We start from the raw sequence: 26,409 nt of genomic DNA on the forward strand, positions 1-26,409 counted from the left end.
TGGCGGCGTGTCGCGAATATCCGAAAGGATAGGTCGCTCGACCTTTGGGCGCAACAACTGTCCCGTCGGGACCGCGACGGTTGCACGTCGGGCGCGGTATAGAACACACACCGCCGATTGCCGGCACACCTCACGGAACAGACCGCCATGATGATCACGGATCGCCTCGGACCATTTGCGCGCCACCTGATGGCTTATTGCCTGTCAGAAGTGGCTGCAAAGGCATCGCGGCTTCTTGTCGTCGTGGCGGTCGCCCGGACGATGGACGCCACCGCAATCGGCGTGGCCGCAGCGGCCCTTGCCGCCGCCGACATCCTGAAGTCACTGACCGACAACGGCGTCGGCCAGCGCATCATTTCCGCCCGTCCCGACGCGCTGGAGGCGACCTGCCGGACGGCTCGGCGCATCTTCGACGTCTGGTGCTTTGGCCTGTTCGCCCTGCAAATCGCAATTGGCGGCCTCGTGTTCGCCGTGAACGGCGATGTGGCCTTGTTCATGCTGATCGCGGTTCTGGCCGGCGAATACATCTTCATGCCTGCGGGCCTGGTGCAATGCGCCCTCGCAATGCGGGAGGGCCGTTTGCAGGAAACCGCGGCCATCGCCGCAGGGCAGGTCGTCGGGGCCAACGTGATGTCGGCCGTCCTGGCCGTGGTCGTTCCCGGCCCGCTCGCGCTGGTTCTTCCGCGTCTGCTGGCCGCGCCGATCTGGCTGATTGCCATGCGCCGCCTGCGCCCATGGTCGCCCGATCTGCGGGTGCGCCCGGCACCGCTGCGTCCCTTCGTGCGCTACGGCATGTCGGTTCTCGGGGTCGAGGTGGTCAAGGCATTGCGCCTTCAGGCGGACAAGCTGGTTATCGTCGCCCTGTTGGGAACCGAGGCTCTCGGCATCTACTTCATGGCATTCAATGCGGGTCTCGGCCTTGCGACGTCCTTTGCCCAGGCATTTTCGGTCGCGCTGTTCCCGCATCTGTGCGCGGCCAGCGACCCCGCTGCGGCGCTGCGTCGTGCCATGGGCCTCAGCCTTGCGGTGATTGCGCCGGTCGTGATCGCCCAGGCCATGGCTGCACCCTTTTACGTGCCGATCCTGTTCGGTGACGCCTGGCAGGGCATCGACATCATCGTCTCCGTTCTGTGCCTGGCCGCCATACCCGGGGTGCTCTGGTCGGGGGCGGCACAGTGGCTGCGCGCCCGCAACCAACCGCACGTGGAACTGATGATGACCCTCGGCATGACGCTGGCCCTGGTTGCGAACACTGCCGTGCTGGCCCGTTACGGGCTGACCTCCGTCGCCTTCGGCTATCTGGCCGTGGCGATCCTGACCCAGATCGGCGCGGCCCTGTTCGTGCTTGCCCCGGTCTTTAGCTTCACCCGTCAAGAGGCCTTTTGAAATGACCACTGTTCCCGCGTACACCTGCCGTTTCACGATTGTCGTTCCCTGCTGGAATGCCGCTGCGACCCTGCGCGAAACTCTTGCCAGCCTCGACGCCCAGACGTTTACCGACTGGGAGGCCCTGTTGATCGACGATGGCAGTACCGATGCCACGCCGACCCTGATTGCCGAAGCCGTTGCCCGTGACCCCCGCTATCGCGCCCTGCGTCCCACGGGAAAAGGCCCCAGCGACGCCCGCAACATGGCGCTGCGCGAGGCACGCGGTGAAATCCTGTCGTTCTGCGACGCCGATGACCTGTTCGAACCAAACAAGCTCGCCCTGATGAATACGGCGTTTCAGGACGCCTCGGTGGCGGGCGCGTATGGGCGCATTGCCTTTTTCGATGGCGCGCGCAGTCGGACCCAATCCTCGGTCCCGAAAGAAGATCTGGGCGTGCCGATGCTGTTGGGCGAAAACCCGGTCTGCACGATGTCGAACCTCTGCGTGCGGCATTCGGTTTTCGCCGTCACCGGCGGATTTGACGGCAATATCGTACACAACGAAGATCTGGAGTGGCTGATCCGTCTGGTGGCCGAAGGTCACCGGGTGATCGCGATCGACGAGTTGCTGGCCTACTACCGCACCTGCGCGGCGGGTCTGTCGGCCGACCTCGACGCGATGCGCGCCGGTCGCGCCGCAGCGGTCAAGGCTGCCGCCGAATACGGCTACCGGCCGAATGCGGCACAAGAGGCCGTCTATCTGCGCTACCTGGCCCGTCGTGCCCTGCGCACGAATGCGCCGTCTCACCAGGCCCTGCGCCTGACTGCGGCGGGGGTTCTCAAAAGCCCGCTCGGCTTTTTTTCGGACCCGTTTCGCGGTGGACTCACGGCGATCGGCGCGGTCCTGGCGCTTGTGCTGCCGCGCCCTGTGCGCGCCATCCTCTTTGCTGCGTGAGCTGATCCGCCTCCTCTGACCCGCTCTGCCACGCCGCGCTCACCTCGCCACTACCCGTCCCGACCGTACCCGCCAAAACCCGATCAAAGGAAGATCCCGATGACCCAGTCGATGCCCAAGGCGACCATCGTCGTTCCGGCCTACAACGTTGCCGCCACCCTGCAAGAGACGCTGCGCAGCTTGCTGGCTCAGACCTATGGCGATTTCGAAGTGGTCGTGGTGGATGACGGATCCGTCGATGACACCGTTGCGATCGCGCGCGGTCTTGGCGATGCCCGCATCCGTATCGTGTCGCAGGACAATCGGGGCCTGGCGGGGGCGCGCAACACCGGCATTGCCGCCGCTCGTGGTGACTATATCGGGTTCTGTGACGCTGATGATCTGTGGCGTCCGGGCAAGCTTGCGGCCCATGTCGCGCACCTAGATGGCAACTCCGATATCGGGATCAGCTTTTCCGGCGCGACCCTGATCGACGAGGACAGCCAGCCGATCGGGCTGTCGCAGCGCCCCCGCCTGCGTGGCATCACCGCCGCGCACATGTTCCGCCGCAACCCCATCGGCAACGGGTCGTCCCCGGTCATTCGGCGCGCGGCGCTTGACGACATTGCCTTTCGTCCGATGCACGAAGAACTGCGCGACTGGTATTTCGACGAACGCCTGCGCCAGTCTGAGGATATCGAGCTTTGGTTGCGCCTGATGCTGACGACCGACTGGGTGGTCGAAGGTGTCTCAGGGGCACTGACCAGCTACCGCGTTGCGGCGCAGGGGCTGTCGGCGGGTATCACGGCCCAATACGGCAACTGGCAGCGCATGGTGACCAAGCTGGCACCGCTGGACCCCGCATTCTTTGCCCGCACGCTGCCGGCGGCACGCGCCTACCAATTGCGCTACCTCGCGCGGCGCGCTGTCAGTGCGGGCCAGCGGGACGAGGCACTGTGCCTGATGCAGCAGGCATTTGCCGCGTCGTTCCGACCCCTGTGGGAAGAGCCGGTCAAGACGCTCTCCACCCTTTCGGCAGCCGCTGTTCTGCGCCTGGTCGGGCCGAAACCCGTTGACGTCATTCGCCGCCGCCTGCGCCGCCGCGCCGCAAACAGCTGATCTAGTGATCCAGTAAAAGGATGAAACCCATGCTTCGCATCGCTCACCTTGTTGATGATACCAGCCCCGGCGGTGTCACCCGTTATCTCGATTTCCTGACGCGCGATCCGGCCATGCAGGCATTCGCCCGGCACGATGTCATCGCCGTTCCACGCAACAGTCCGGCGCTGCGGCCGATCACTGCGGACATCATCGTCTCGCACCTGACCGTAACCTGGCGGGGGCTGCCCGGCCTGATGATGCTGCGCGCGCGCCACGCCGGTACGCCGCTGGTCCATGTCGAACACAGCTATTCCGGCGGCTTTGTCGCAGCGCGCGTTACGGCGCGCGCCCGTTTCCAGGCGCTGCTGCGCTGCGCCTACGCCCTGTTTGATCGGGTCGTGGCGGTGTCGGAGGGGCAGCGGTTCTGGCTGGTCAGCCGAAACCTGATTCCGGCAGCCAAGGTCGACGTGATCCACCCCTGTGTCGACCTGTCGGCCTTTCGTGCGCTGCCGGCCATTGCCGGGCCCGCGCGAACCTTTGGCCTGATCGGGCGCTTTGATGCGCAAAAGGGTTTCGATATCGCGATCCATGCCTTCCGCGCCCTGCCTGACGCAGACGTCCGCCTCAACATCTATGGCAGTGGCGCAGAAGAGGCGACGCTGCGCGATGCGGCGGGCAACGACCCCCGTATCCGCTTTCATCCCTTCGTTGCGGACCCGGCAGCGGCAATGGCCCAATGCGATGCCATCGTGATGCCGTCCCGCTGGGAACCTTATGGCATCGTCGCACTGGAGGCACGCGCCGCGGGCCGTCTGCTGGCTGTCTCCTTTGTCGACGGGCTGCGCGATCACGCCGAAACGGTGTCGCACCCCTGTCGCGGCCAGTCGGTCAGTGACTGGACCGATACGCTTGCCAACATGGCCCATCACACGCGCGGGATGACGGTACGTTCCGCATCCGATCCCTCGCCGGAACGCCAGACCCGCGAAGGTTGGCTCGGATTGTTCGAAAACCTGACCGGCAAGGTTCTGCGCCGCTCGCCCTATCTGGTCGCCTGAGACCACCCCGGATCCGCCACGTGCGCGGAATCGCCATTGCATCCCCAGTGCCCGATTCCGCCCAGACCTGCCCCCGCAGGTTGCGGGTATCTGAGCCCGAGCGAAGTCCCTCGCTCGGGCTCTTTTCATTAGAGCTGTCAGCGGCCGGCATCACAACTTGTTCAGTACGTTCATTTCTTATTGAACGATACATACGAATCTGTCAGCCACGGTTGCATGAGCGAAAACCCGATCAACCGATTCATCGAGACCATGGGAATGTTGTCGCAAGGCGACGGTGGCACTCGGATCTCAGGCCAGATTCTGGCCTATCTCCTGACCGAGGGCGAACCCCGGACCTTGCAGCAGATGACGACGGCGCTGCGCATTTCCAAGGCGTCGGCCTCGACCAATGCACGGATGTTGGAACTGCACGGTCTGGTGCACCGGGTTTCGCACCTCGGGTCCCGCCAGGACGCGTGGGAGACGGTCCCGGACCCGCATTACCAGTTGCTCACGCGTCTGATCGATCGGTTTCGGCGCAACTATCTGGTGATCGAAGACATCGCCGCCAGCTTTCCGTCAGACCGCGCCGACGCCCGTGAACGGGTCGAAAACTTCAACAAATTCTATAGCCAGTCCGCCGACTTCTTCGAGGAATGGCTGTCACACCTGTCCGATGAAACCGCCGTGCAATCTGGGGGCGGTCATCCGCAGCACCCCTCCCGAACGTCAGAGGATTGATCCCCATGGTCAGCGAAAAACCCGACACGGTTGGGAAACCCGATTGGGCGCTCTCCGGGCGCGAACGAAAGGCGGCCGAGCGTGCCAAGGCCGGGCTCCCGCCTCGTAAACGTCGCGGTTGGCTGATCGTCATCGTGCTCGTGCTGATTGCGGCGGCGGCTCTGTGGTGGATGAGATCGCCCTCCGCCACGCCCGACGCGGAACAGGCCGAGGCAGGCACCACGCAGACATCGGCAGATGTGGTGGTGATGCAGATCATGCCATCCGAACTGATGACGATCGAACCGCGCCTTCTGCGGGAAACGGTCAAGGTGACCGGATCATTGGCCCCGCAACGTCAGCTGCACCTGTCCGCCGAGGTGTCCGGCCGTGTCGAGGATGTGACTGGTCGCGAAGGCGATGCGGTACAGGCCGGGCAGGAGCTGATCCAGATCGATATCGAAACCCTGACCAATCAGCTCGAACAGCAGCGCGCCAGTGCCGAGGCGACGCGCGCCCAATTGCGACTGGCGCAGAACCAGCTGGAACGCACGCAAAGTCTGGTCAACCGTGGCTTGACCCCGTCCTCCGAGCTGGAAGCAGGGCAGGCGAATGTCGATCAGCTTGCCGCCAGCCTGGCTGCGCAGGAAAAGCAGGTGGAAAGCGCTGAAAACTCGCTTGGCCATGCCCGCGTCACTGCGCCGTTCGATGCGATGATATCCGAACGCAGCGTCGATCCCGGCGCCTACGTCGGTATCGGGTCCGCATTGATGTCCCTCGTGGACCTGTCGCATCTCGAATTCGAGGCGACAGTACCGGTGCGATACGCAGCCTCCGTGAAGCGCGGTCTGGAGGTCGAGCTGACGGTCGAAGGCGTCGGATCCGTGCAATTCCAGGGCGCGGTCGAGCGGATCAACCCGGTCGCCATTTCCGGGTCGCGGATGCTGCCGATCTATGTCGGGATCGACAATTCCGACGGGCTGTTGCGGGGCGGCATGTTCGCATCCGGTCGGCTCGTCCTGGAGGAAAAGCCGCAGGCGATCGGCGTCCCTTATGACGCGGTCTATACCGATGATGCGGGACGCTATGTCTTCAAGCGCGACGGCGATACCGTCATCCGCCAGGCTGTCGAGGTGGCGCGTGAATGGGACGGCGGGCGGATCGTGGAAATCGCTTCGGGTCTCGCGCCCGGCGACGTGATCATTTCGCAACCGCTGCAACAATTGCGCGCCGGGGCGTCGATCTCGGTCGTGGGGGAATAGATCATGTTCCTGACCCGGATTTCCGTCAACCAGCCGGTTTTTGCCACCATGGTCATGGTGGCGATGCTGGTGATCGGCCTGTTCGCCTATTCGCGTCTTCCGGTGGAACAGTTGCCCGATGTGGATTTTCCCATCGTCGCCGTTGTCACCAGCTATCCCGGTGCCACCCCCGAAGCGGTCGAGAACGATATCATCGACCCGATCGAAGAAGCGGTCTCGACCCTCAGCGGTCTCGATACCGTGTCCAGCACCGCCCAGACCAGCGCCGCCATCGTCCTGCTTCAGTTCCAGCTTGAGGTCGACAGTGCGACCGCTGCGCAGGACGTGCGTGAAAAGGTCCAGCAGATCTCCGCGAATTTCCCGGACGCCGCCGAAGATCCGCAGATCCTGCGGTTCGATCCCAACGAATTGCCTGTGCTGTCCATCGGCGTCTCGTCCGAAACCCTGTCTGCCGGGCCGCTGACCCGGCTGACCGAAGACGTGATCGCCACCCGGCTTGCCAATATCAATGGAGTAGGACGCGCCTCGGTCGTCGGCGGCCTGCCAAGCGAGGTGCAGGTGCTGATCGACCCGGATCGCCAGACCGCCCTCGGCATCGGCGTGGCCGAGGTGACCAGTGCGCTGTCGGCCGACAACCTCGACCTGCCTGCCGGCAGCGTCACCAGCGGGTCCAGCGAACAATCGGTTCAGGTCGAAGGGCGCATCATCGGACTGCGCGATTTCGATGACGTGATCATCGCGCGGCGCGGCGGTCAGCCGGTGCGGTTGGGCGATATCGCGACGGTGGGGACCGATCTGGCAGATGCCGATTCCCTTGCCATGCTCAACGGCCAGAGGGCGTTGGCGGTCGATATCGTCAAGACGCAGGGCTCCAACACCGTCGGCGTTGCCGAAGGCGTGCGCAAGGAACTGGACAAGATGATGACCGAGCCGCAGTTCGAGGGTGTCACCCTCGAGGTGCTGCGCGACAATGCCAAGCCGGTCGAGGCGAGCTTTGAATCCGTCCAGTCCATGCTGGTCGAGGGTGCCTTGCTGGCCACCGCGATCGTGTTCCTCTTCCTCAACTCCTGGCGCTCGACGGTGATCACCGGGCTGACGCTGCCGATTTCCGTGATCGGCACCATGGCCGCGATCTATTTCCTCGGCTTCACGCTGAACATGATGACGATGATGGCGCTGTCTCTGTCGGTCGGCCTGCTGATCGACGATGCCATCGTGGTGCGCGAAAACATCATGCGCCACCTGCACATGGGCAAATCGCACCACGACGCCGCGCTGGACGGCACCAATGAAATTGGCCTTGCCGTGCTGGCGACCACCCTGTCGATCTGTGCGGTCTTCCTGCCGGTCGCCTTCATGGATGGGATCATCGGGCGGTTTTTCCTGCAATTCGGCATCACGGTGTCTGTCGCGGTGCTGATCTCGCTCTTCGTGTCGTTCACGCTCGATCCGATGATGTCGTCGGTCTGGTACGACCCTTCGGCCATGCCGGGTGCCAGGCGCGGCCCGATCGGGCGGGCGGTGGCCCAGTTCGACCGTTTCTTCGAATGGATCTCGCGCGGCTACGTGTCCCTGCTGCGCACCTGCCTGCGCTGGCGCAAGATGACGCTGCTGGCTGCGCTGGCCGCCTTTGTTGCCGGGCTGATGACCTTTCCCATCGTCGGGACGGAATTCGTGCCCCCCGCCGACAATTCCGAGATGCAGGTCGAACTGACCACGCCCGTCGGCTCCACCCTGGACCGCACGGCGGAAAAGATCACCCAGGTCGACCGCGTCCTGCGCCAGTTCCCTGAATTCACCGGCACCTATGCCACGGTAAATTCCGGCACCTCCAGTGCGTCGAACGTGGCCACCATCTATGCCCAGATGACGCCGCCGCAGGAACGCACCCGCTCGCCCGAACAGATGACGGGCCTCGTGCGCGATGCGCTGAAAACCGTTCCCGGGGCGAAATACAAGGTTGCCGCCGATCCGGGCCTCGGTGGTATCTCCGCCCCGGTCGTGATCAAGATATTCGGGGACAACCTGGATGTCCTGGAACGCCTCGCGCAGGACCTTGCGGACAGCTTGCAGGGCATTGACGGCCTGGTCGATATCGGGACGTCGCTCGATGATCCCCAGCCGACGCTGGGCGTGCAGATCGACCGCGATGCGGCCTCCGACCTGGGCATCACACTGTCGCAGGTGGGCAATGCGCTGAACCCGATGCTGGGGGGGACGACCGTTTCCGACTGGACCGACCCGCAGGGACAAAGCATGGATGTCATCGTCCGCCTGCCCGAGGCATATCGCGACGATGTCGGTGCCCTCGGGGCGCTGCCGATTGCCGCCAATGCCAGCGGCGATGGGGTCATCCGCCTGGATCAGGTCGCCAATATCGTGCAATCCCAAGGGCCTGGCGAAATCACGCGCGAAGATCGCCAGCGCTCGGTTCAGGTCACCGCCAACCTGGACGGCAAGAAGGTGGGGGATGTGACCAAGGCGGTACAGGCCAAGGTCGATGCGCTGGCGGTCCCCCCGGGCTACCGTGCCACGATGGGCGGCGACGCCGAGGATATTGCCGAAACCAGCGCCACCGCAGGCACGGCCCTACTGCTGGCACTGGTCTTTATCTACCTCGTTCTGGCGTCGCAGTTCGGCAGCTTCCTGCAACCGCTCGCGATCATGTCGTCGCTGCCACTGGCCCTGGTCGGGGTGATGCTTGGACTGCTGGTGGGGGGATCGACGTTGAACATGTTCTCGGCCATCGGGTTCATCATGTTGATGGGTCTCGTGGTGAAAAACGCCATTCTGCTGGTCGACAACGCCAATCACCGCACGGCCGAAGGCATGCACCTGTTCGACGCGCTGCTCGAAGCGGGCGCGACCCGGTTCCGTCCCATCGTCATGACGACGCTGGCGATGATCTTCGGGATGCTGCCGCTGGCGCTGAACATTCACGGTGGCTCCGGGCAGAACGCGCCGATGGCACATGCGGTGATCGGGGGGCTGATCTCGTCCTCGCTGCTGACGCTGGTCGTTGTGCCGGTGATCCTGACCTACGTCGATACCTTCGGCAAACGCGTGTCGGGCCTGTTTCCCCGGGCCCCCGATCACGCATGATCGCCGGTCAGGCTCCTGCCGTCGCGATGCCGCCGCCAGAGGGGGCGCAGAGGGGGCTATTCGGCGGTCTGCATCCCCAATCGGCGCAGAACCCGCCGTTCCGCCACGACGACCAACTGGTAGAACACGACGGACAGCAGCACCGACACTGCGGCCACGGTCCAGATCATGCCATAATCCATGAAGCCGCGTGACTGGTTCAGCAGGTTGCCCAGGCCCTTTCCCGTGGCCAGCCATTCCGCGATCATCACCCCCAGCAATGCGCGTGGCACCGTCAACCGCGTCGCGGCAAAAAGATAGGGCAGAGAGGCGGGGATCGTGACCAGCCTCATTTCGGTCCAGGCGCTTGCCCCATAGGCCCGCGGTACATCCTGGGCCGAGCGTGGCACCAGGGCAATCCCCTGCGCCAGCGTCACGAAGGCGGGAAAGAACGTGACCGAGATCGTCACCCACAGCGTCAACGACATGCCCCGCCCAAGCACCAGCACCAGCAGCGGCGTCAGCGCCACCAGCGGCATGGTCTGCGTCACCAGGGCGACCGGCATGAAGGCCCGGATCGCACGTGGAAACAGCCGCGACGATATCGCCAGCAAAAAGGCAAAGCCCAGCCCGGCCACCATGCCAAGCGCGGTGACGGGCAAGGTCTGGCCCATGGCCTCCAGCAACCGCGAACGGGCGGACGCAGAAGCGGGCGAAAAGAACAGGTAATCGACCACGCCCAGCGGTGTCTTGGCGATCAGCGCAGGCACCCCGGTGCCCCAGATGAACATCCACCACAATGCGAACGGCAGGGCGATCATGCCCGCCCGCAGCGCAACCGCCAGCAGCGGGTGTTCCTTCTCGGTCGGGGCGTCGGGCAGGGCGGCATTCATCGTCACCGCCCGACTTGCCCCGATCAAGCGGCCCGCCAGCAGGGCAAACCCGGCATAACTCAGCCCTGCGATGGCGGTCGCGATCAGCCCGATTCCCCACAGGCGCTCCGGCTCGCCCCGGCCCAGCGATCCCAGCAGATAGGCGCCCAGCCCCCAACGGCCCCCGCCGCCGAATTCGGCCAGGATCGCGCCCAGCACCGCGTTCGGTGCGGCAATGCGCAGCCCGGCCAGGATCGACGGCAGCGCCCCGCGAAACGACACCAGGCGCAGCTGTTGGCGGCGATTGCCGCCGTAGGCCCGGATCAGGTCGGTGGCGCGGCTGTCTGCCTGGCTCAGCCCGATCACCGTGGCCGACATCGTCACGAAATAGACGCCCAGGGCGGCCAGCGTGATCCGAGGGGCCATGCCGCTCAGCGTCAGTGCCAGGATCGGGGCGATGGCGATCGGGGGCAGCGCGAAAACCGCAATGTTCACGCCACGAAACAGCCGCAGCATGGCGGGGGACAGGGCAAAGATCACACCGGCCAGCACCCCGGCAAGGTTGCCGATCACGAACCCGGCCGCCGAGGCGTAGAGCGTGGCAAGCACGTGCCGGGGGTAATCCGCTCCGTCGATCCACAGTCGCATCAGGATGGCGCTCGGGGCGGGCAGGGCGCCGCCTGCCACCAGATCCAGCTGGCCGATGACTTCCCACAGGATCAGCAGGGCCAGGGCGGTGCGCAGGCCGCTCCTGTGAAACAGGTGCCGCGGATCACGCGCCGCCATGCAACACCTCGGCAATCCGGTCACAGAGCGCATGAAACGCGGGGTGGGAAAAAATTGCCGGGTCGCGCGGGCGGGCGAACGGCACTTCGATGACATCGACGATCCGGCCCGGATTGGCGTGCATGACGACCACCCGGTCGGCCAGAAAGACCGCCTCGTCGATCCCATGCGTGACCAGCAGCGTCGTGGCGCCCGTCTCGGCCCAGATCCGTTGCAGCTCGACGTTCATCAGCCGGCGCAGAATCTGATCCAAAGCGCCAAAGGGTTCGTCCATGAACAGCACGCGGGGCCGTGTGACCAACGCGCGTGCAATGGCGACCCGCTGGCGCATGCCGCCCGACAATTCGCCCGGCAGCGCGTTCTCGTACCCCGCCAATCCGACCAGGCGGATCAGGGCCTCGACATCGTCGGCGTGGTCTGCGGGTCTGCGCCCCAGCACCTGCAAGGGCAACTCGACATTGCGGCGGACGCTCCGCCAGGGCAGAAGCGCGGCGTCTTGAAACGCCACCCCCGTCAGCCCCGCCCTGGCGGCCGCCAGTGGCATGTCCCCTGCGATTGCGATGTTCCCGGCGTCGGCCTCTTCCAGACCTGACGCCAAACGCATTACGGTGGACTTGCCACATCCCGAGGGACCGATGATCGCGGTAAAGGACCCGGCGGGGCAGGAAAGGGAAATGTCCCGCAAGGCCTCTACATCACGTCCTCTCCCCCGGAAGGTCTTGCCAACCCCGGTAAGCGCGATCCCGTCAGGGAGGTTTTGCTCCGGGGCAGGCATCAGATCTCCTCAAGCAGCGTGGTGTCGAACATGTCCCGCGTTGCCTTGATGCCAACGGCCTCCAGCGCGGCGATATTCCCCTCGATCCCGTCTTCGGTCATCGCGAAAATGCCCGCGGGGCTTTCGATCAGCGGCTTCTGCGCGGTGTTGAAGTAGATCTCGTTTTCGATGCTGCGACCGGTGCCGTCGAAATGGCTGTCGGCCCATTTCGCAGGCCACTCTGCCGGGTCTTCCAGTGCGGCTGTCCAGCCCTGGCGGCTGGCGCGCAGCCAGGCAACCAGGTCGGCGCGGCGGGTCTTCAGGGTCTCTTCGGTCACGACGACCGTGTCGTTGTAGGTGGTGAAGCCGTAGTCATACAGCAGGAAGGATGTCGCCTCGGCCCCCTGAAGGCCGATCGTGTAGGGCACGTTCGTGGTGAAATCCAGGCTTGCGTCGATCTCGCCCTTGATCAGCGGTGTCGGATCATAGGCATAGGGCACGATATTGACGTCTGCCACGTCGATGCCGTTCATCTTCAGCATTGCCTGCACGGAAATCACGTTGACCGGCGGCACGGCCAGCGTCTTGCCCACCAGTTCGGCGGGGCTGTTGATCGGGTTTGATTTCAGCGACACGATGCCCAGTGGGTTCTTCTGGTACTGCGCCCCGATGATGCGAAAGGGGGCGCCCTGTTCGCTGATCGCCTTGATCGTGGTGTCCGGGGTGGTCAACGTCAGGTCGGCCCGCCCGGCGATGATCGTGCTTTCGGGGATCACGTCAGGCCCGCCGGACAGATAGGTCAGGTCCAGCCCCTCGGCCTGGTACAGCCCCAGGTCCATCGCGGCGAAATAACCGCTGAATTCGGCATCGTTGATCCAGCTGGCCTGAAAGGTGAACGGAGTCGCGGCACGGGCGCGCAGCGGCAGGCCGGCGGCGGCAAGGCCGCAGGCCGCAGTGCCAAGGAAATGGCGGCGGTTCAGTCTGAGGGTCATGGTCACTCTCCTCTGTTGGGGTGCAGTTTGTTATCTGGTGTCTTGCTAATCGGGGCCACGCGCCACGAAGGGCCGCCGCGCATGGTCTGTCGGTGGTGCGCAAGTCTGTGCAATGCTCAGGCAAGCCCTTGAATGCGCTGCAATTCCTGCAATGGCGGCGTTGCCTCGATCTGCTTGGGTTCCAGCAGCGGCCATTTCACGCCCTTGGGGCGGCGGGCGCGGCGCTCGACCGTGTGGCAGCCGCCCGGCGTATAGATCCGGTCGACCAGGATATCGGTTTCCGAGGGTTGCAGATTGTCCTGCACGACCTGGACATCATGCACCACGGCATGAACCGGCGTCTGCTCGTCCACCAGCCCGAGGTCGGTGAACATGCCCCATTCCAGGTCGAAGAAGCCGTGCCCCTTGCCAAAGCGCACGCCATTGACCGACACCGCCGAGGCCCCCGTCACAAGATAGTCGAACCGTCCCATGCCCGCGATTTCCTCCAGCGTGATGGGCGTGCCGAAATGCTCCATCCCGTCCAGCCAGCTGGCATACAGCGCGGCCCCCTCGGGCACCTTCGCCGGGTCCAGCAGCAGGAAACCGCGATAGATCCCGTAGGTGGACATCACGAATGTCTTGCCATCCTCGATCATCCGCCGGCGCAGGTCTGCCAGGCAATTGTCAGGCGTGATGAAGGCAAATTGCGATTGCTGGTAGGCCGGGTCCTGCACCAGCAGCTCGGTCGCTGCCTCCGATCCGTCGAAATCCGGGATCACCTCGGCAAAGTTCATGTGAAACCGGGTATCCGGTCTGGCCACGTCCCGCAGCCTTGTCCATATTCTTTCGCGGATGACCCTGGAGGTTGACATCGTGGTTCCCTTGTTCGTTTCGCAGCGCGTTTCACTGTTTCATATTATTGAAACTCGTGTTTCAATGGTCAATGAAAATCTGAAACAAGTCAGGGGAAACCGGCTCTGATGGCGTCCCGTCTCATCCTTCGCATTCATGAAAAGCAGCAGCGCCTGACCGGCAGCGAGCAAAAGATCGCCAAGGTTCTGCTTGAGAATCAGGGCCTTATTGAAACGCACACGGCCACCGAGCTGGCCAGTTTCGCTGGCGTCTCAAAAGCAACGACTGCCCGTTTTTTCCGCACTCTCGGTTACACCGACTTTGAAGAGGTCCGCCTTCAGGCGCGCGAGGAACGCAATAGCCTGGAACCCTACCGCAAAACTGAAACGCACCCCGACCCGACGATTCTGGGGCGTTCTATCGGTGATCACCTGGATCTTGAAATCGCCAACCTCACACGCACCTTCGAAGAACTGCGTTCGGATCGTCTGCCCGAGATCGCCGACATCATCGCGGCCGCGCCGCGGGTCTGGTTCCTGGGATTCGGTGCCGAGGATGGCGCGGCGCGGCTGGGCAAGGTGCTGTTTTCGCGCCTGCGCCACGGCGTGCGCCAGCTGGAAGGCGCGGGACAGGACTGGGCCAGCGACCTGGCGGTGATCGGTCCCCGGGACGTTCTGATCCTGCTGACGCTGGAGCCGCGACCGCGGATGCTGCGCGCGCTGCTGGCCTATGCCCGCACCTCGCGGATGCGGATCGTGACGCTGACCGATCACGGTTTCATGGCCCAGGCCGAACGCTTTTCCGAAGCGGTGCTGCCCTGCCACGTCTCCAGTTTCGGCATCCTGCCGACCCACGCGACCTTGCTGTCGATGCTGCGCCTGCTGGCCATCGCCTACATCGGCAAGAACCCCGAGGCGGTAAAGCAGCGCGCCGATACCCTCGACGCGATCAACGAGGAACTGGATCTGTTCGAATAGCGCAGGCAGCCCGCGCGACGGCCAACACGGCCCCCGCTGCGCCTCGGAATGTGGCACCTCAAAGCGACAAGTTTTCTTTATCTTTCCGGTCTTCGGCAGAGATCGTTACCGGGCGTTAAGATTTCAGTCGCTACTGTCCTCGCAGCGCAGGAGAGTCACACATGATTGACCATCACATCACGGGCGGCAGGCACGGTGGCAGTGGCCTCGCCGATCATTCAGACGATTTCCCACATCGCGGTGGGGAATCCGGCCCCGACGTCCGCCCTGCGGCTGCGTCCGTGCAAGGGGCGGCGACAGGCGACACAGGCGCCGTCGTTCGGGGGTCGCCCAGCGGGCCGGGGTTCGTGATTGCCATCCTCGGCGGTCTTGGCGGTGTCTTCATGGCGGCGCTTGCCTATCATTTCGGGGCCGGTGTCATCCTCTCCCTGCTGGTGCATGTCACGGTGACACCTCTGCTCGCCATCCTGGTCGGCGTCTGCCTGGTATACCGCCCGCAACGACGCCTCGCCCGCATTCGCGATGTCCCTCGGGCGCCTAGGCCGCACTTTCGGACCCCGGCGCCCTTTCGCGGGACGTCACGACGCCTGCGGTGACCATCCCGGCCTGCGGTGACCATCCCGGCCTGCGCTGAACGGCCCGGCCTGCGCTGAACAGCCCGGCCCGCGCTGAATGGCCCGGCCTGCGCTGAACGGCCCGGCCTGCGCTGAATGGCTCGGCCTGCACTGAACGGCCGGGGATCGCCACCGCGCATCTACGCCCGTGGTCGCCGCGACGACGTCTGATCACTTCCAGATGACACTGACCGCTCCGGCCTGCTAATCAGGGCGGATGGACGATACATTCACCGCCTCAAGCACCGACAACAGCGACCGATTCCTGCGCAAGCGGGATGAAATCGTCGCCGCAGCAGCCGTGCAGATCGCCCAGCGTGGGCTAAAGGGGCTGACGCTGGTCGGTGTGGCGCAGATGGTGGGGCTCAACACCACCTCCATCACCTATTATTTCAAGCGAAAGGAGCTGCTGGCCGCCGCGGCCGTTCAGGATGCGCTGAACCGTTTTGCCGCGATCCTGCTGCCTGAGGCCGACCTGGACGCCGATCCCCGGACCTATCTTGCCGGGGTGCTCAGTCGCAACAGTGCCTATTATGCCGCGATCCGCCGGGGCGAAGCGGCCCCGCTGACCATCCTGTCGGATACCCGCGCACTTGAGGAACCGGATCGCACGCGGCTGATTTCCGATTACTTCCGCCTTGTCGCGCAGGTCTCGACACGCTTCGGTATCGCAACCGACAGCGCGGAAAAGGCCCGCAATATCGCACGCGGTCAATTGCTCTGCGATATCCTGCACTGGTCCCGCAGCTGGCTGGAACTCTACGCCGAGGCGGATCTGCCGCGCGTTCAGGCCCGCCTGCTTGATCTGCTGACCCACGGCTTTGCCCGCCCCGGCGCCACATGGCAGCCAAAGGTCTTTCCCATCGATCCCGAAGGGCCGGCGCCTGCCGCGATCAGCGCCGATACCTACCTGCGCACCGCCACGCGCCTGATCAACGAACGCGGCTATCGCGGGGCGTCGGTCGAGCGGATCGTCGCGCAGCTACAGGTGTCCAAGGGCAGTTTCTATCACCACCTGTCGGGCAAGGATGACCTTGTGACCGCCTGTTTCGACCGCAGCTATTCCCGCGTCTCGGCGGCCCAGCACCATGCCATCGCGCTGCCCGGCGACCAGTGGCATCGCCTGACCAGCGCCCTGGCCAGCCTGCTCGAGGTGCAGGTCGCCGGCCACCTGCCGCTGTTGCGCGACACCGCCATGCTGGCGCTGCCGCCTGACATGCGGCCCCATGTCGTGCGCAGGTCGGACCGCCTGGCGCGGCGCTTTGCGGGCATGATCAGCGACGGCATCGCCGAAGGTTCGATCCGGCCTGTCGATCCGACAATCGCCGCGCAATGCCTGATGGGCATGGTCAATTCGGCGGCCGACATGGCCTCGCGCGCTGGCCGATGGCCATCGGCCCAGGCGGCGATCCGCGACTACGCCGGACCGCTCGCCTTCGGTTTTTTCGACTAGGTCACTTCTTTTTCATCGCGTCCAGCAGGGCCGCACCAAACCCCCCCGGCGCATCCTGCCGCGCGGCAGGGCCGGCGCTGTGCGATCCCGCCTTGTGCGATCCACCCTTTTGCGCGCGTCCTTTCGGCTGGCCGCCACGCGGCCCGCCCCGATCCCGGTTGCCATCCCGCGCCGCACGGTCCTCCCTGGCCGAGGCACCCCCGTCCTTGCGCATGCTCAGCCCGATACGCTTGCGCGGCACGTCGACCTCGGTCACCGTCACCTTGACGACATCGCCCGCCTTGACCACCTCGTGCGGGTCCTTGACGAAACGGTCGGCCAGCTGGCTGACATGCACCAGGCCGTCCTGGTGCACCCCGATATCGACAAAGGCCCCAAAGGCGGCAACATTGGTCACCGTCCCCTCCAGCACCATTCCCGCGCGCAGGTCGGTGATCTGGTCGATCCCTTCGGCAAAGCTGGCTGTCTTGAAGCTGGGGCGGGGGTCACGGCCGGGTTTCTCCAGCTCGCTCAGGATGTCGCGCACGGTGGGCAGGCCGAATTTCTCATCGACGAAATCCTCCGCCCGGACCGAGGTCAGCACCGCCTTGTCACCCATGATCGCGCGCAGATCGCGCCCGCAGGCCTTCACGATCTTGCGCGCCACACCATAGGCTTCGGGGTGGACCGAGGAGGCATCCAGAGGCTCCTCTCCGCCCGCGATCCGCAGAAACCCCGCGCATTGCTCGAATGCGCGCGGTCCCAGGCGGGCGACGTCCTTCAGCTGCTTGCGCGATTTGAACGCGCCGTTGCTCTCGCGGTGCATCACGATGCTCTCCGCCAGCCCCGCGCTCAGGCCCGACACATGGCTCAGCAGCGGCGCAGAGGCGGTGTTCAGATCGACGCCCACGGCATTCACCGCATCCTCGACCACCGCCTCCAGCGACTTGCCCAGCCGGTGCTGGTCCACGTCGTGCTGGTACTGGCCGACGCCGATGCTTTTCGGTTCGATCTTCACCAGTTCCGCCAGCGGGTCCTGCAACCGCCGCGCAATCGACACCGCGCCCCGCAGAGACACATCCAGATCGGGGAATTCCTTCGCCGCCAGTTCCGAGGCGGAATAGACCGAGGCCCCGGCCTCGCTGACGATGACCTTGGTGGGTTTCTTCACCGTCTCCGGCAGCAGTTTGATCGTATCCGCCACCAGCTTTTCCGTCTCGCGGCTGGCGGTGCCATTGCCGATCGCGATCAGCTCGATCCCATGTTTCGCAATCATCGACAGGATGGCATGTTGCGCACCGCGCAGGTCATTCTTGGGCTGGAACGGATAGATGGTGTCGGTGCTCAGAACCTTGCCGGTGGCGTCGATCACCGCGCATTTCACGCCCGTGCGGATGCCCGGATCAAGGCCCAGCGTTGCCTGCGACCCCGCCGGCGCCGCCAGCAGCAAATCTTTCAGGTTGCGCGCGAAAACCGCGATCGCCTCGTCGTGGGCACGGCTGCGCATGTCGCTCAGCAGGTCCAGCGTCATCGACAGGCTCAACTTGACCCGCCACGTCCAGCCCGCGACCTTGCGCAGCCAGATATCACCGGGGCCGGAGCCGCGCGCCTGCAACTTGGCCGCGACCATGTCGACCGGGCGCTCGGCCTGATCCTCGTCCGGGGCGATCTCGACCGTCACGATGCCTTCGTTGCTGGCGCGCAGCATGGCCAGCGCGCGGTGGCTCGGCACCTTCGACCATTGCTCCCGGTGGTCGAAATAGTCGGAAAACTTCGCGCCCTCCTGCTCCTTGCCCTTGACCACCTTCGCGCTGAGAACCGCCTCACGCTGCATATAGCTGCGCAAGCTTCCCACCAGGTCGGCATCCTCGGCCAGCCGCTCCGTCAGGATATCGCGCGCGCCGTCCAGCGCGGCCTTTTCATCCGCCACGGCCTCGTTCAGATACCCCGCCGCCAGCGCCTGCGGATCAAGCGACCGGTCCGCCAGAATGGCCTCGGCCAGCGGCTCCAGCCCGTTTTCCCGTGCGATCATCGCCTTGGTGCGGCGCTTGGGCTTGTAGGGCAGATAGATATCCTCCAGCTGCGCCTTGGTCTCGGCCTTGGCGATGCTGGTGGCCAGCGCATCGGTCATCTTGTCCTGCGTCTCGATGCTTTTCACGATCGCGGCGCGCCGGTCCTCCAGCTCCCGCAGATAGCTCAGCCGGTCGGACAGGTTGCGCAACTGCGTGTCATCCAGCCCGCCCGTGACTTCCTTGCGATAGCGGGCCACGAAGGGCACCGTCGCACCTTCGTCCAGCAGGGCCACCGCCGCGCTCACCTGTTCGGGGCGGGCGGCGATCTCGGTCGCGATGAGGCGGGCAATTCTGGCGGCGGTCGCGTTTGGGGTGTCCACGGCAAGGTCTCCGAACTGTTGGGGCAGGCTGTTGGATCGCCTACATATCCAGCCCCCGCCGCCCCGCCAAGGGCCAACCGCACCCGGCCGCGCCCGCCTGCGGCGGATCGCGAAATGCCGCCGCCGCACGGTGCTGCCCCAGCGGGCAATCGCGCCACGCATCGGGATCAGGCAAACCGGCGGGCCGCACAATCATTTGTAAGCGCGGGACAAACGTGGAAGGCTGATCCCAGGCAATTCAAGGCAGGCGAGTATATGTCGATCACAGCGGCGATCCACCACGTAACGCACTACAAATACGACCGTCCCGTCACGCTCGGGCCGCAGATCATACGGCTGCGCCCCGCGCCGCATTCGCGCACGCGGGTGATCTCGCATTCCCTCAAGATCCTGCCGGAAAAGCATTTCGTGAACTATCAGCAGGATGCCTATGGCAACTGGCTGGCCCGCTATGTCTTTCCCGAGCCGGTGCATGAATTCAAGATCGAGGTCGACCTCGTCGCGGATATGACGGTCTACAACCCCTTCGATTTCTTTGTCGAGGAGGAGGCCGAGGTCTGGCCGTTCGACTATCCCGAAGACATCCGCGACGACCTGTCGATCTATCGCACGCCCGAACCCGTCGGGCCGAAATTGCAGGCGTTTCTCGACACCATCGACAAGGGCGAACAGCGCACGGTCGACATGGTCGTCGGACTGAATGCGCGCCTTTCCAACGAAATCGGCTATGTCATCCGCATGGAACCGGGCGTGCAGACGCCCGAGGAAACCTTCACGACCGGCACCGGATCGTGCCGCGATACGACATGGCTGCTGGTGCAGACGCTGCGCAACCTGGGCTTTGCCGCGCGTTTCGTCTCGGGCTACCTGATCCAGCTGAAACCTGACCTCGTCGCCATCGACGGCCCCGCCGGCACCGATCACGATTTCACCGACCTGCACGCCTGGTGCGAGGTGTTTCTGCCCGGTGCCGGCTGGATCGGCCTTGATCCGACCTCGGGCCTGCTGGCGGGAGAGAGCCATATTCCGCTGGCCGCCACGCCGCATTACCGGACCGCCGCCCCGATTTCCGGCGTTGCGTCCTTTGCCGAGGTCGATTTCGGCTTTGAAATGGACGTCACGCGCACCGCCGAACACCCCCGCATCACCAAGCCGTTCTCGGATGACTCCTGGGATGCCCTCGATGCGCTGGGCGGCAAGGTGGATCAGGCCCTCGCTGCCGCCGACATGCGCCTGACCATGGGCGGGGAACCCACCTTCGTCTCCATCGACGACTTTGAAAGCTCCGAGTGGAACACTGGCGCCGTCGGGCCGATGAAACGCGGCCTCGCGGATGAGCTGATCCGCCGGTTGCGCGACCGTTTCGCCCCCGGCGGTTTCCTGCATTACGGTCAGGGCAAATGGTACCCCGGCGAAACCCTGCCGCGCTGGACGTTCTCGCTCTACTGGCGCAAGGACGGCAAGCCGATCTGGCGCAACCCGGAGCTGATCGCCAAGGAGGTTGCCGACACGGGCGCCACCGAAAAGGACGCAGGAAAACTGCTGCGCGAAATCGCCACCTCTCTGGGGGTCGAGCCGGATTATACCGTGCCCGCCTACGAAGATCCCGCCGAATGGATCCTCAAGGAGGGCAACCTGCCCGACAACGTGACCCCGGAAAATTCCAAGCTCAAGGACCCCGAGGAACGCCATCGCCTGGCCCGTGTCTTCGGGCGCGGCCTCACCAAACCCTCCGGCTATATCCTTCCCGTGCAACGCTGGCAGAGCAAGGCCGCCGGCACCCGCTGGCGCTCCGAGATGTGGAAGCCCCGGCGCGGCCACCTCTACCTTGTGCCCGGTGACAGCCCGGTCGGCTATCGCCTGCCGCTGGGGGCGCTGCCCTACGTCCCGCCCTCCAGCTATCCCTATATCAACGACGCCGACCCGACGGTGCAACGCGGCGACCTGCCCGATTTCCAGCGCCGCGCAGGCGGGGCGGGCGATGCTTCGGGCAGTCAGGCGGAATCCGAAATGCGCGAAAATGCCCGCGCCAGCTTTCGCGCGGATGGTGAAACGCAGGATCGCGTCGAACAGGACACCACCGGCGTCGGCGGTGTCGTGCGCACCGCCATTGCCGTGGAACCCCGCGATGGCCGCCTCTGCGTCTTCATGCCCCCGGTCGAGGCGATCGAGGATTACCTCGAACTGCTCTCCGTGGCCGAAGACGCCGCTGAAAAGCTCGGCCTGCCGGTGCATATCGAGGGGTACTCGCCCCCCGGCGACCCCCGCCTGAACGTGATCCGCGTCGCCCCCGATCCCGGCGTGATCGAGGTCAACGTCCACCCCGCCGCCAACTGGGAAGAGTGCAAGCAGATCACCGCCGGCGTCTATGACGAGGCCCGCCAGTGCCGTCTCGGCGCCGACAAGTTCATGATCGATGGCAAGCACGTCGGCACGGGCGGCGGCAATCACGTCGTCGTCGGCGGGGCCACCACCAACGACTCGCCCTTCCTGCGCCGCCCCGACCTGATGCGCTCGCTCGTGCTGCACTGGCAGCGGCACCCGGCCATGTCCTATCTCTTTTCCGGCCTCTTCATCGGGCCGACCAGCCAGGCGCCCCGCGTCGACGAAGGCCGCGCCGACAACCTCTATGAACTGGAAATTGCGCTGGCCCAGATCCCGGCGCCGGGGCAGGGCACGCCGCCGTTGCCCTGGCTGACCGACCGTCTGCTGCGCAACCTGCTGACGGATGTCACCGGCAACACCCACCGGGCCGAAATCTGCATCGACAAGATGTTTTCGCCCGACGGTCCCACCGGCCGCCTCGGCCTTGTCGAATTCCGCGGCTTCGAGATGCCGCCAGACCCGCGCATGTCGCTGGCACAGCAACTGCTGATCCGCGCCCTGCTGGTGCGCTACTGGAATCAGCCCATCGGGGGTGATTTCACGCGGTGGGGCACCACGCTGCATGACCGCTTCATGCTGCCGCATTTCGTCTGGACCGATTTCCTCGATGTGCTGGCCGACCTGCGCCGCCACGGCTTCGACTTCCGCCCCGAGTGGTTCGAGGCCCAGTCCGAATTCCGCTTCCCCTTCTGTGGCGAGGTTGAATACGAAGGCGTCCACCTGGAACTGCGCCAGGCCCTGGAACCCTGGCACGTCCTTGGTGAAACCGGCGCCATCGGCGGCACCGTGCGCTTTACCGACAGTTCCACCGAACGGCTTCAGGTGAAACTCTCGACCGGCGATACCGGGCGCTACATCGTCACCTGCAACGGCCGCCGCGTGCCGCTGGCCAAGACGGAAACCAACGGCGTCGTGGTGGGGGGCATCCGCTTCAAGGCCTGGCAGGCCGCCAGCGCGATGCACCCCGTCGTGCCGGTCAATGCGCCGCTGACCATCGACATCTTCGACACCTGGACGGGCCGGGCACTGGGCGGCTGCGTCTATCACGTGGCGCATCCGGGGGGGCGCAACTACGACACCTTCCCCGTCAATGCGAACGAGGCCGAGGCCCGCCGCCTGTCGCGGTTCGAACCGCATGGCCATACCCCGGGCCTCTACATGCCGCCGCCCGAAAACAGCCATGGCGAATTCCCGATGACGCTTGACCTCAGGCGCCCGGCGGGCGTCTAAGGGCCTCTGACGCCGCGCATCCCCCCGGATTTCCCGGGGGGCGGGGCGCGCGGGGGGCACGGTGCCCCGCCGCAAGAAAGAACGGCAAGGCGGCCTGTGGCCGGCCTTGGATGGGCGCAGGACCCTGCGCCGTTTGAACGGGTTGCAAGGACCAGGGGGGGCGCAACGGTGACATCTGACGTTCCGCAAAACGGCGTGCCCGGCCGCGATCCCGTCGCCACGGCGCACGGCACCGGGCCTGACACCGCCGCCGCGATCCCGCCCCAGACGACCCCGGAGACGACGCCAGAGACGCCGACAGAGAGTGGGCCAGAAACCACCCCCGAACAGCGTCTCGCGGAACTGCTGGCCAATTATCGCCCCCTCGAAGGCGTCGCGGACGAACTGATGGATGCCCGGGGCAATGTCCGCCCCGTCTGGCAGCCCTTTCTCGCCGAAGTGTCCCGCCTCTCGCCCGAGGATCTGACCCATGCCACCGCCCGCGGCAGCCAGTACCTGCGCGACGCCGGGGTCTACTTTCGCCACTACGGCCCGGATTCCGAGGAAGAGCGCGACTGGCCGCTGGCCCACCTGCCGCTGCTGATCGATTCCGGTGAATGGAGCCAGATTTCCGCCGGGCTGGTCGAACGCGCCGATCTGCTGGAACGCATCATGGCCGATCTTTATGGCCCCGGCGCGCTGGTGCAACAGGGGCTTATCCCGCCCGATCTTTTGACGGCCAATCCCGAATGGCTGCGCCCGCTGGTCGGGATCCGGCCGCGCTCGGGGCATTTCCTGCACATGATGGCCTTTGACATCGGGCGTGGGCCGGATGGCAAATGGTGGGTACTGGATGATCGCACGCAGGCGCCCTCGGGGGCCGGTTTCGCGCTGGAAACCCGCATGGCCACCTCGCGCAGCTTTCCCGGCATCATGGCGCGCTCGAACGTCACGCGGCTGGCGGGGTTCTTTCGCGCCTTTCGCGATGCCCTGCTGGCCTTGCGCTCGGATGGCGACAGCCGCGTCACCATCCTGACGCCCGGTCCGATGACCGACACCTACTACGAACATGCCTATATCGCGCGTTACCTCGGGTTCCTGCTGGTGCAGGGCGAAGACCTTGTGGTGCGCGATGGCCGCCTGATGGTGCATACCGTGGGCGGTCTGCAACCGATCTCGGTGCTGTGGCGGCGGCTCGATTCCGAATGGCTCGACCCGCTGGAACTGCGCGAAGACAGCCAGATCGGCACGCCGGGCCTGCTGGGCGCGCTGCGCTCGGGGCAGCTGACGATGGTCAACGCGCCCGGCTCGGGCGTGCTGGAAACCCGCGCGCTGATGGCCTTCATCCCGCGTATCGCCCGCAAGTGGCTGGGCCGGGACCTGTCGCTGCCCAATATCGCGACGTGGTGGTGCGGTGCCGCGTCGGCCCGCAGCTACGTGCGGGCCAATGCCGCGCGCATGACCATCGACCGCGCCTTGTCGACGAACCTGCCGTTCGATCATGGCCCCGACGTCGTGATCGCGGGCCGCCATCCCGATGGCCAACCGCTCGATCCCGACTGGATAGACCGGCGCGCCGAAACCCTCGCGGCGCAGGAAATCGTCTCGCTCTCGACCGCGCCCGCCCTCGTCGATGGCCGGCTCGAGGCCCGCCCGATGAGCCTGCGCGTGATCCTCGGACGCACCGCGCAAGGCTGGCAGGTGATGCCCGGCGGCTTTGCCCGCATCGGCAATTCCGACACCTCGGCCGATATCTCGATGCAGCGCGGCGGCGCGGTCTCCGATGTCTGGGTAGTCTCGCCCGTGGCCCCGCCCGAAGACACGCTGCTGACCACGCCCAGCCCGCACCACAGCCAGCCGCAATATGCCGCCCTGCCGGTGCGCGCCGCCGACAACCTGTTCTGGCTGGGCCGCTACAGCGAACGTGCCCAGCAAAAGATCCGCCTGCTGCGCGCCTACCACCTGCGCCTTGCCGAAAATGGCCTGGCCGACCTGCCGCTGACGCACCACCTCTCCGAAGCTCTCTCGGTCATGGGCGTGGACACCGGTGAAACCATGCCCGAGGGCCTGATGGCCGACCTCGGCAGCGCCATCGCCGGGGCAGGGCGCATCCGTGACCGCTTTTCCGCAGACGGCTGGAACGCCCTGACGGACCTGCAACGCACCGCCGCCAATATCGGCCCGCGCCTGCAACCCGGCGACGATTGCGCCCGCGCGATGAGCGTGCTGCTGCGCAAGGTCTCGGGCTTTTCCGGCCTCGTGCACGAAAACATGTACCACGCGACCGGCTGGCGTTTCCTGTCGCTGGGCCGCGCGGTTGAACGCGCCTGGGCCACCACCAACATGCTGGCCACCTTCACCGATCCCGACGCCCCCGAAGGTGCGCTCGACATCGCGATCGAGGCGGGCGATGCCATCATGATCCACCGCCAGCGCTTTCCCTCGGTGATCAGCCGCGACACCGTGCTCGACCTGCTGCTGCTGGACGAGGCGAACCCCCGCTCGGTGCTGACCCAGCTGGGCGATATCCTGCGGCACCTCGACTGGCTGGACAAGCTGGCGACGCCGCAGGGTCAGATGACCTCGCTCCGCCGCGAGGTTCTGCGCCTGCAAACCGCCCTCGCCATCGCCGTCGCGCCCGAAATCGACCCACCCCGCCTGGCCGAGATTTCCGACGCGACGGCCAGCTTCTCCGGCCTGCTGGCCGACAGTTACCTGAGGTAGGCGATGATCTATTCCATCCGTCTGCGCATCAGCTATGCCTACGAACGCCCCGCCGACGTCGGCCGCCACCTGCTGCGCCTGCTGCCGATCAGCCTGCCGGGGGTGCAGATCGTGCACGACGCCCGCCTCGCGTTTCAGCCCCGCCCGTCCGAGGTGATCAACCGCCGCGACTTCTTCGGCAACGAATGCACCGAAATCGCCTATGTCGACCGGCAGGAACGGACCGAGTTCGAAATGCTGGCCCGCGTCGAACGTCTCGAACTGACGCCGCGCCTCGACGTATCGCCCCGCCGCCGTGATTTCGAAGCCGAGATGGCAGGCACCCCATCCCTGTCGCCCCATGCGCCGCACCAGTTCCTGTGGTCTTCGCCGCGCGTGCCCCGCCACGCCGGTATCGCCGCATGGGCCGCGGAACAGGCGCGCGACGCCGAAACCGCCTTTGCCACCGCCGATGCCATCTGCACGGCGTTGCACCGCGACATGACCTTCGATGCAAAGGCCACGCTGGTCGACACCCCGATTGCCAGGGCATTCGAACTGCGCCGGGGTGTCTGTCAGGATTTCACCCATATCGCCATCTGCGCCCTGCGCAGCCTCGGGATTCCGGCGGGCTATGTCTCGGGGTTCCTGCGCACCCTGCCGCCCAAGGGCAAGGAACGCCTCGAAGGTGCCGATGCCATGCACGCCTGGGTCCGGGCCTGGTGCGGCAATGAAATGGGCTGGGTCGAATTCGATCCCACCAATGCCATGCTGGCAGGCACCGATCACGTCGTCATCGGCTATGGCCGCGACTATTTCGATGTCTCGCCCGTCAAGGGCGCGCTGCGCTTTACCGGTGGGCGCAGCACCAAGCAGGCGGTCGACGTGGTCGAGGCCACCTGACCCCGCCCCCTAAACCCCCTCTCGCCAAACCGGTTTCGCCGCGCTACGAC

At 65.5% G+C, this 26,409-nt stretch carries 18 protein-coding genes and 1 pseudogene; 13 read left to right on the forward strand and 6 right to left on the reverse strand.

Going from position 1 to position 26,409, the window contains the following annotated elements:
- Positions 1-147 precede the first annotated feature (147 nt).
- The 7 genes from DL237_RS04115 to DL237_RS04145 all read left to right on the forward strand — a co-directional run bounded on the left by DL237_RS04115 (position 148) and on the right by DL237_RS04145 (position 9,527).
- Positions 148-1,386: an oligosaccharide flippase family protein gene (locus DL237_RS04115; protein ID WP_119397773.1), complete on the forward strand. Its 1,239-nt coding sequence runs from the start codon at positions 148-150 to the stop codon at positions 1,384-1,386.
- 1 nt (position 1,387) lies between these two features.
- On the forward strand, positions 1,388-2,323 hold the full coding sequence (locus DL237_RS04120) for a glycosyltransferase family 2 protein (RefSeq protein ID WP_119397774.1): 936 nt from the start codon (positions 1,388-1,390) through the stop codon (positions 2,321-2,323).
- Positions 2,324-2,422: 99 nt separating this feature from the next.
- Positions 2,423-3,421: a glycosyltransferase family 2 protein gene (locus DL237_RS04125; RefSeq protein WP_233544860.1), complete on the forward strand. Its 999-nt coding sequence runs from the start codon at positions 2,423-2,425 to the stop codon at positions 3,419-3,421.
- Between the two features lie 29 nt (positions 3,422-3,450).
- Positions 3,451-4,461 (forward strand): glycosyltransferase family 4 protein, encoded by a 1,011-nt coding sequence (locus DL237_RS04130; RefSeq protein ID WP_119397775.1) that lies wholly within the window; start codon positions 3,451-3,453, stop codon positions 4,459-4,461.
- 216 nt (positions 4,462-4,677) lie between these two features.
- Complete coding sequence (locus DL237_RS04135) at positions 4,678-5,184, forward strand: GbsR/MarR family transcriptional regulator (RefSeq protein WP_199671966.1); 507 nt, start codon at positions 4,678-4,680, stop codon at positions 5,182-5,184.
- 5 nt (positions 5,185-5,189) lie between these two features.
- Positions 5,190-6,425, forward strand: coding sequence for an efflux RND transporter periplasmic adaptor subunit (locus DL237_RS04140; RefSeq protein WP_119397776.1), 1,236 nt, complete (start codon positions 5,190-5,192; stop codon positions 6,423-6,425).
- Between the two features lie 3 nt (positions 6,426-6,428).
- Positions 6,429-9,527 (forward strand): efflux RND transporter permease subunit, encoded by a 3,099-nt coding sequence (locus DL237_RS04145; RefSeq protein WP_119397777.1) that lies wholly within the window; start codon positions 6,429-6,431, stop codon positions 9,525-9,527.
- 56 nt (positions 9,528-9,583) lie between these two features.
- On the opposite strand, the gene DL237_RS21055 is transcribed toward DL237_RS04145, so the two are convergent.
- From DL237_RS21055 to DL237_RS04165, 5 genes and pseudogenes are all read right to left on the reverse strand, one after another.
- On the reverse strand, positions 9,584-10,297 hold the full coding sequence (locus DL237_RS21055; RefSeq protein WP_407691899.1) for an ABC transporter permease: 714 nt from the start codon (positions 10,295-10,297) through the stop codon (positions 9,584-9,586).
- Positions 10,298-10,468: 171 nt separating this feature from the next.
- A pseudogene (locus tag DL237_RS21060) lies at positions 10,469-11,260 on the reverse strand (ABC transporter permease); the annotation flags it as partial.
- Positions 11,151-11,939 carry an ABC transporter ATP-binding protein gene (locus DL237_RS04155; protein ID WP_119397779.1) on the reverse strand — a complete coding sequence of 263 codons (789 nt, stop codon included), beginning with the start codon at positions 11,937-11,939 and terminating at the stop codon, positions 11,151-11,153. The pseudogene DL237_RS21060 and the gene DL237_RS04155, both read right to left, overlap by 110 nt.
- Entirely contained in the window at positions 11,939-12,910 is a 972-nt protein-coding gene (locus tag DL237_RS04160; RefSeq protein ID WP_119397780.1) for an ABC transporter substrate-binding protein, read from the reverse strand. Before DL237_RS04160 ends, DL237_RS04155 begins: the two co-directional genes overlap by 1 nt.
- 116 nt (positions 12,911-13,026) lie before the next feature.
- Positions 13,027-13,764 (reverse strand): 5-formyltetrahydrofolate cyclo-ligase, encoded by a 738-nt coding sequence (locus tag DL237_RS04165; RefSeq protein ID WP_119397781.1) that lies wholly within the window; start codon positions 13,762-13,764, stop codon positions 13,027-13,029.
- A 108-nt stretch (positions 13,765-13,872) separates the two neighbouring features.
- On the opposite strand from DL237_RS04165, the gene DL237_RS04170 reads away from it, so the two are divergent.
- From DL237_RS04170 to DL237_RS04180, 3 genes are all read left to right on the forward strand, one after another.
- On the forward strand, positions 13,873-14,721 hold the full coding sequence (locus DL237_RS04170; RefSeq protein WP_119397782.1) for a MurR/RpiR family transcriptional regulator: 849 nt from the start codon (positions 13,873-13,875) through the stop codon (positions 14,719-14,721).
- Positions 14,722-14,882: 161 nt separating this feature from the next.
- Positions 14,883-15,317 carry a hypothetical protein gene (locus tag DL237_RS04175; protein WP_119397783.1) on the forward strand — a complete coding sequence of 145 codons (435 nt, stop codon included), beginning with the start codon at positions 14,883-14,885 and terminating at the stop codon, positions 15,315-15,317.
- Between the two features lie 235 nt (positions 15,318-15,552).
- On the forward strand, positions 15,553-16,788 hold the full coding sequence (locus DL237_RS04180) for a TetR/AcrR family transcriptional regulator (RefSeq protein WP_119397784.1): 1,236 nt from the start codon (positions 15,553-15,555) through the stop codon (positions 16,786-16,788).
- A gap of 1 nt (position 16,789) precedes the next feature.
- On the opposite strand, the gene DL237_RS04185 is transcribed toward DL237_RS04180, so the two are convergent.
- The gene (locus DL237_RS04185; protein ID WP_199671971.1) at positions 16,790-19,159 is read right to left on the reverse strand and encodes a Tex family protein; all 2,370 of its coding nucleotides are present in this window, start codon (positions 19,157-19,159) and stop codon (positions 16,790-16,792) included.
- Between the two features lie 255 nt (positions 19,160-19,414).
- On the opposite strand from DL237_RS04185, the gene DL237_RS04190 reads away from it, so the two are divergent.
- From DL237_RS04190 to DL237_RS04200, 3 genes are all read left to right on the forward strand, one after another.
- Positions 19,415-22,774, forward strand: coding sequence for a transglutaminase family protein (locus tag DL237_RS04190; RefSeq protein ID WP_119397786.1), 3,360 nt, complete (start codon positions 19,415-19,417; stop codon positions 22,772-22,774).
- A gap of 342 nt (positions 22,775-23,116) precedes the next feature.
- Positions 23,117-25,477: a circularly permuted type 2 ATP-grasp protein gene (locus DL237_RS04195; RefSeq protein WP_407691900.1), complete on the forward strand. Its 2,361-nt coding sequence runs from the start codon at positions 23,117-23,119 to the stop codon at positions 25,475-25,477.
- Positions 25,478-25,480: 3 nt separating this feature from the next.
- Positions 25,481-26,359: a transglutaminase family protein gene (locus DL237_RS04200; protein ID WP_119397787.1), complete on the forward strand. Its 879-nt coding sequence runs from the start codon at positions 25,481-25,483 to the stop codon at positions 26,357-26,359.
- Positions 26,360-26,409 lie beyond the last annotated feature (50 nt).

This window comes from Pseudooceanicola sediminis, assembly GCF_003575965.1.
In the GTDB taxonomy this organism is placed as follows: Bacteria; Pseudomonadota; Alphaproteobacteria; order Rhodobacterales; family Rhodobacteraceae; genus Pseudooceanicola; species Pseudooceanicola sediminis.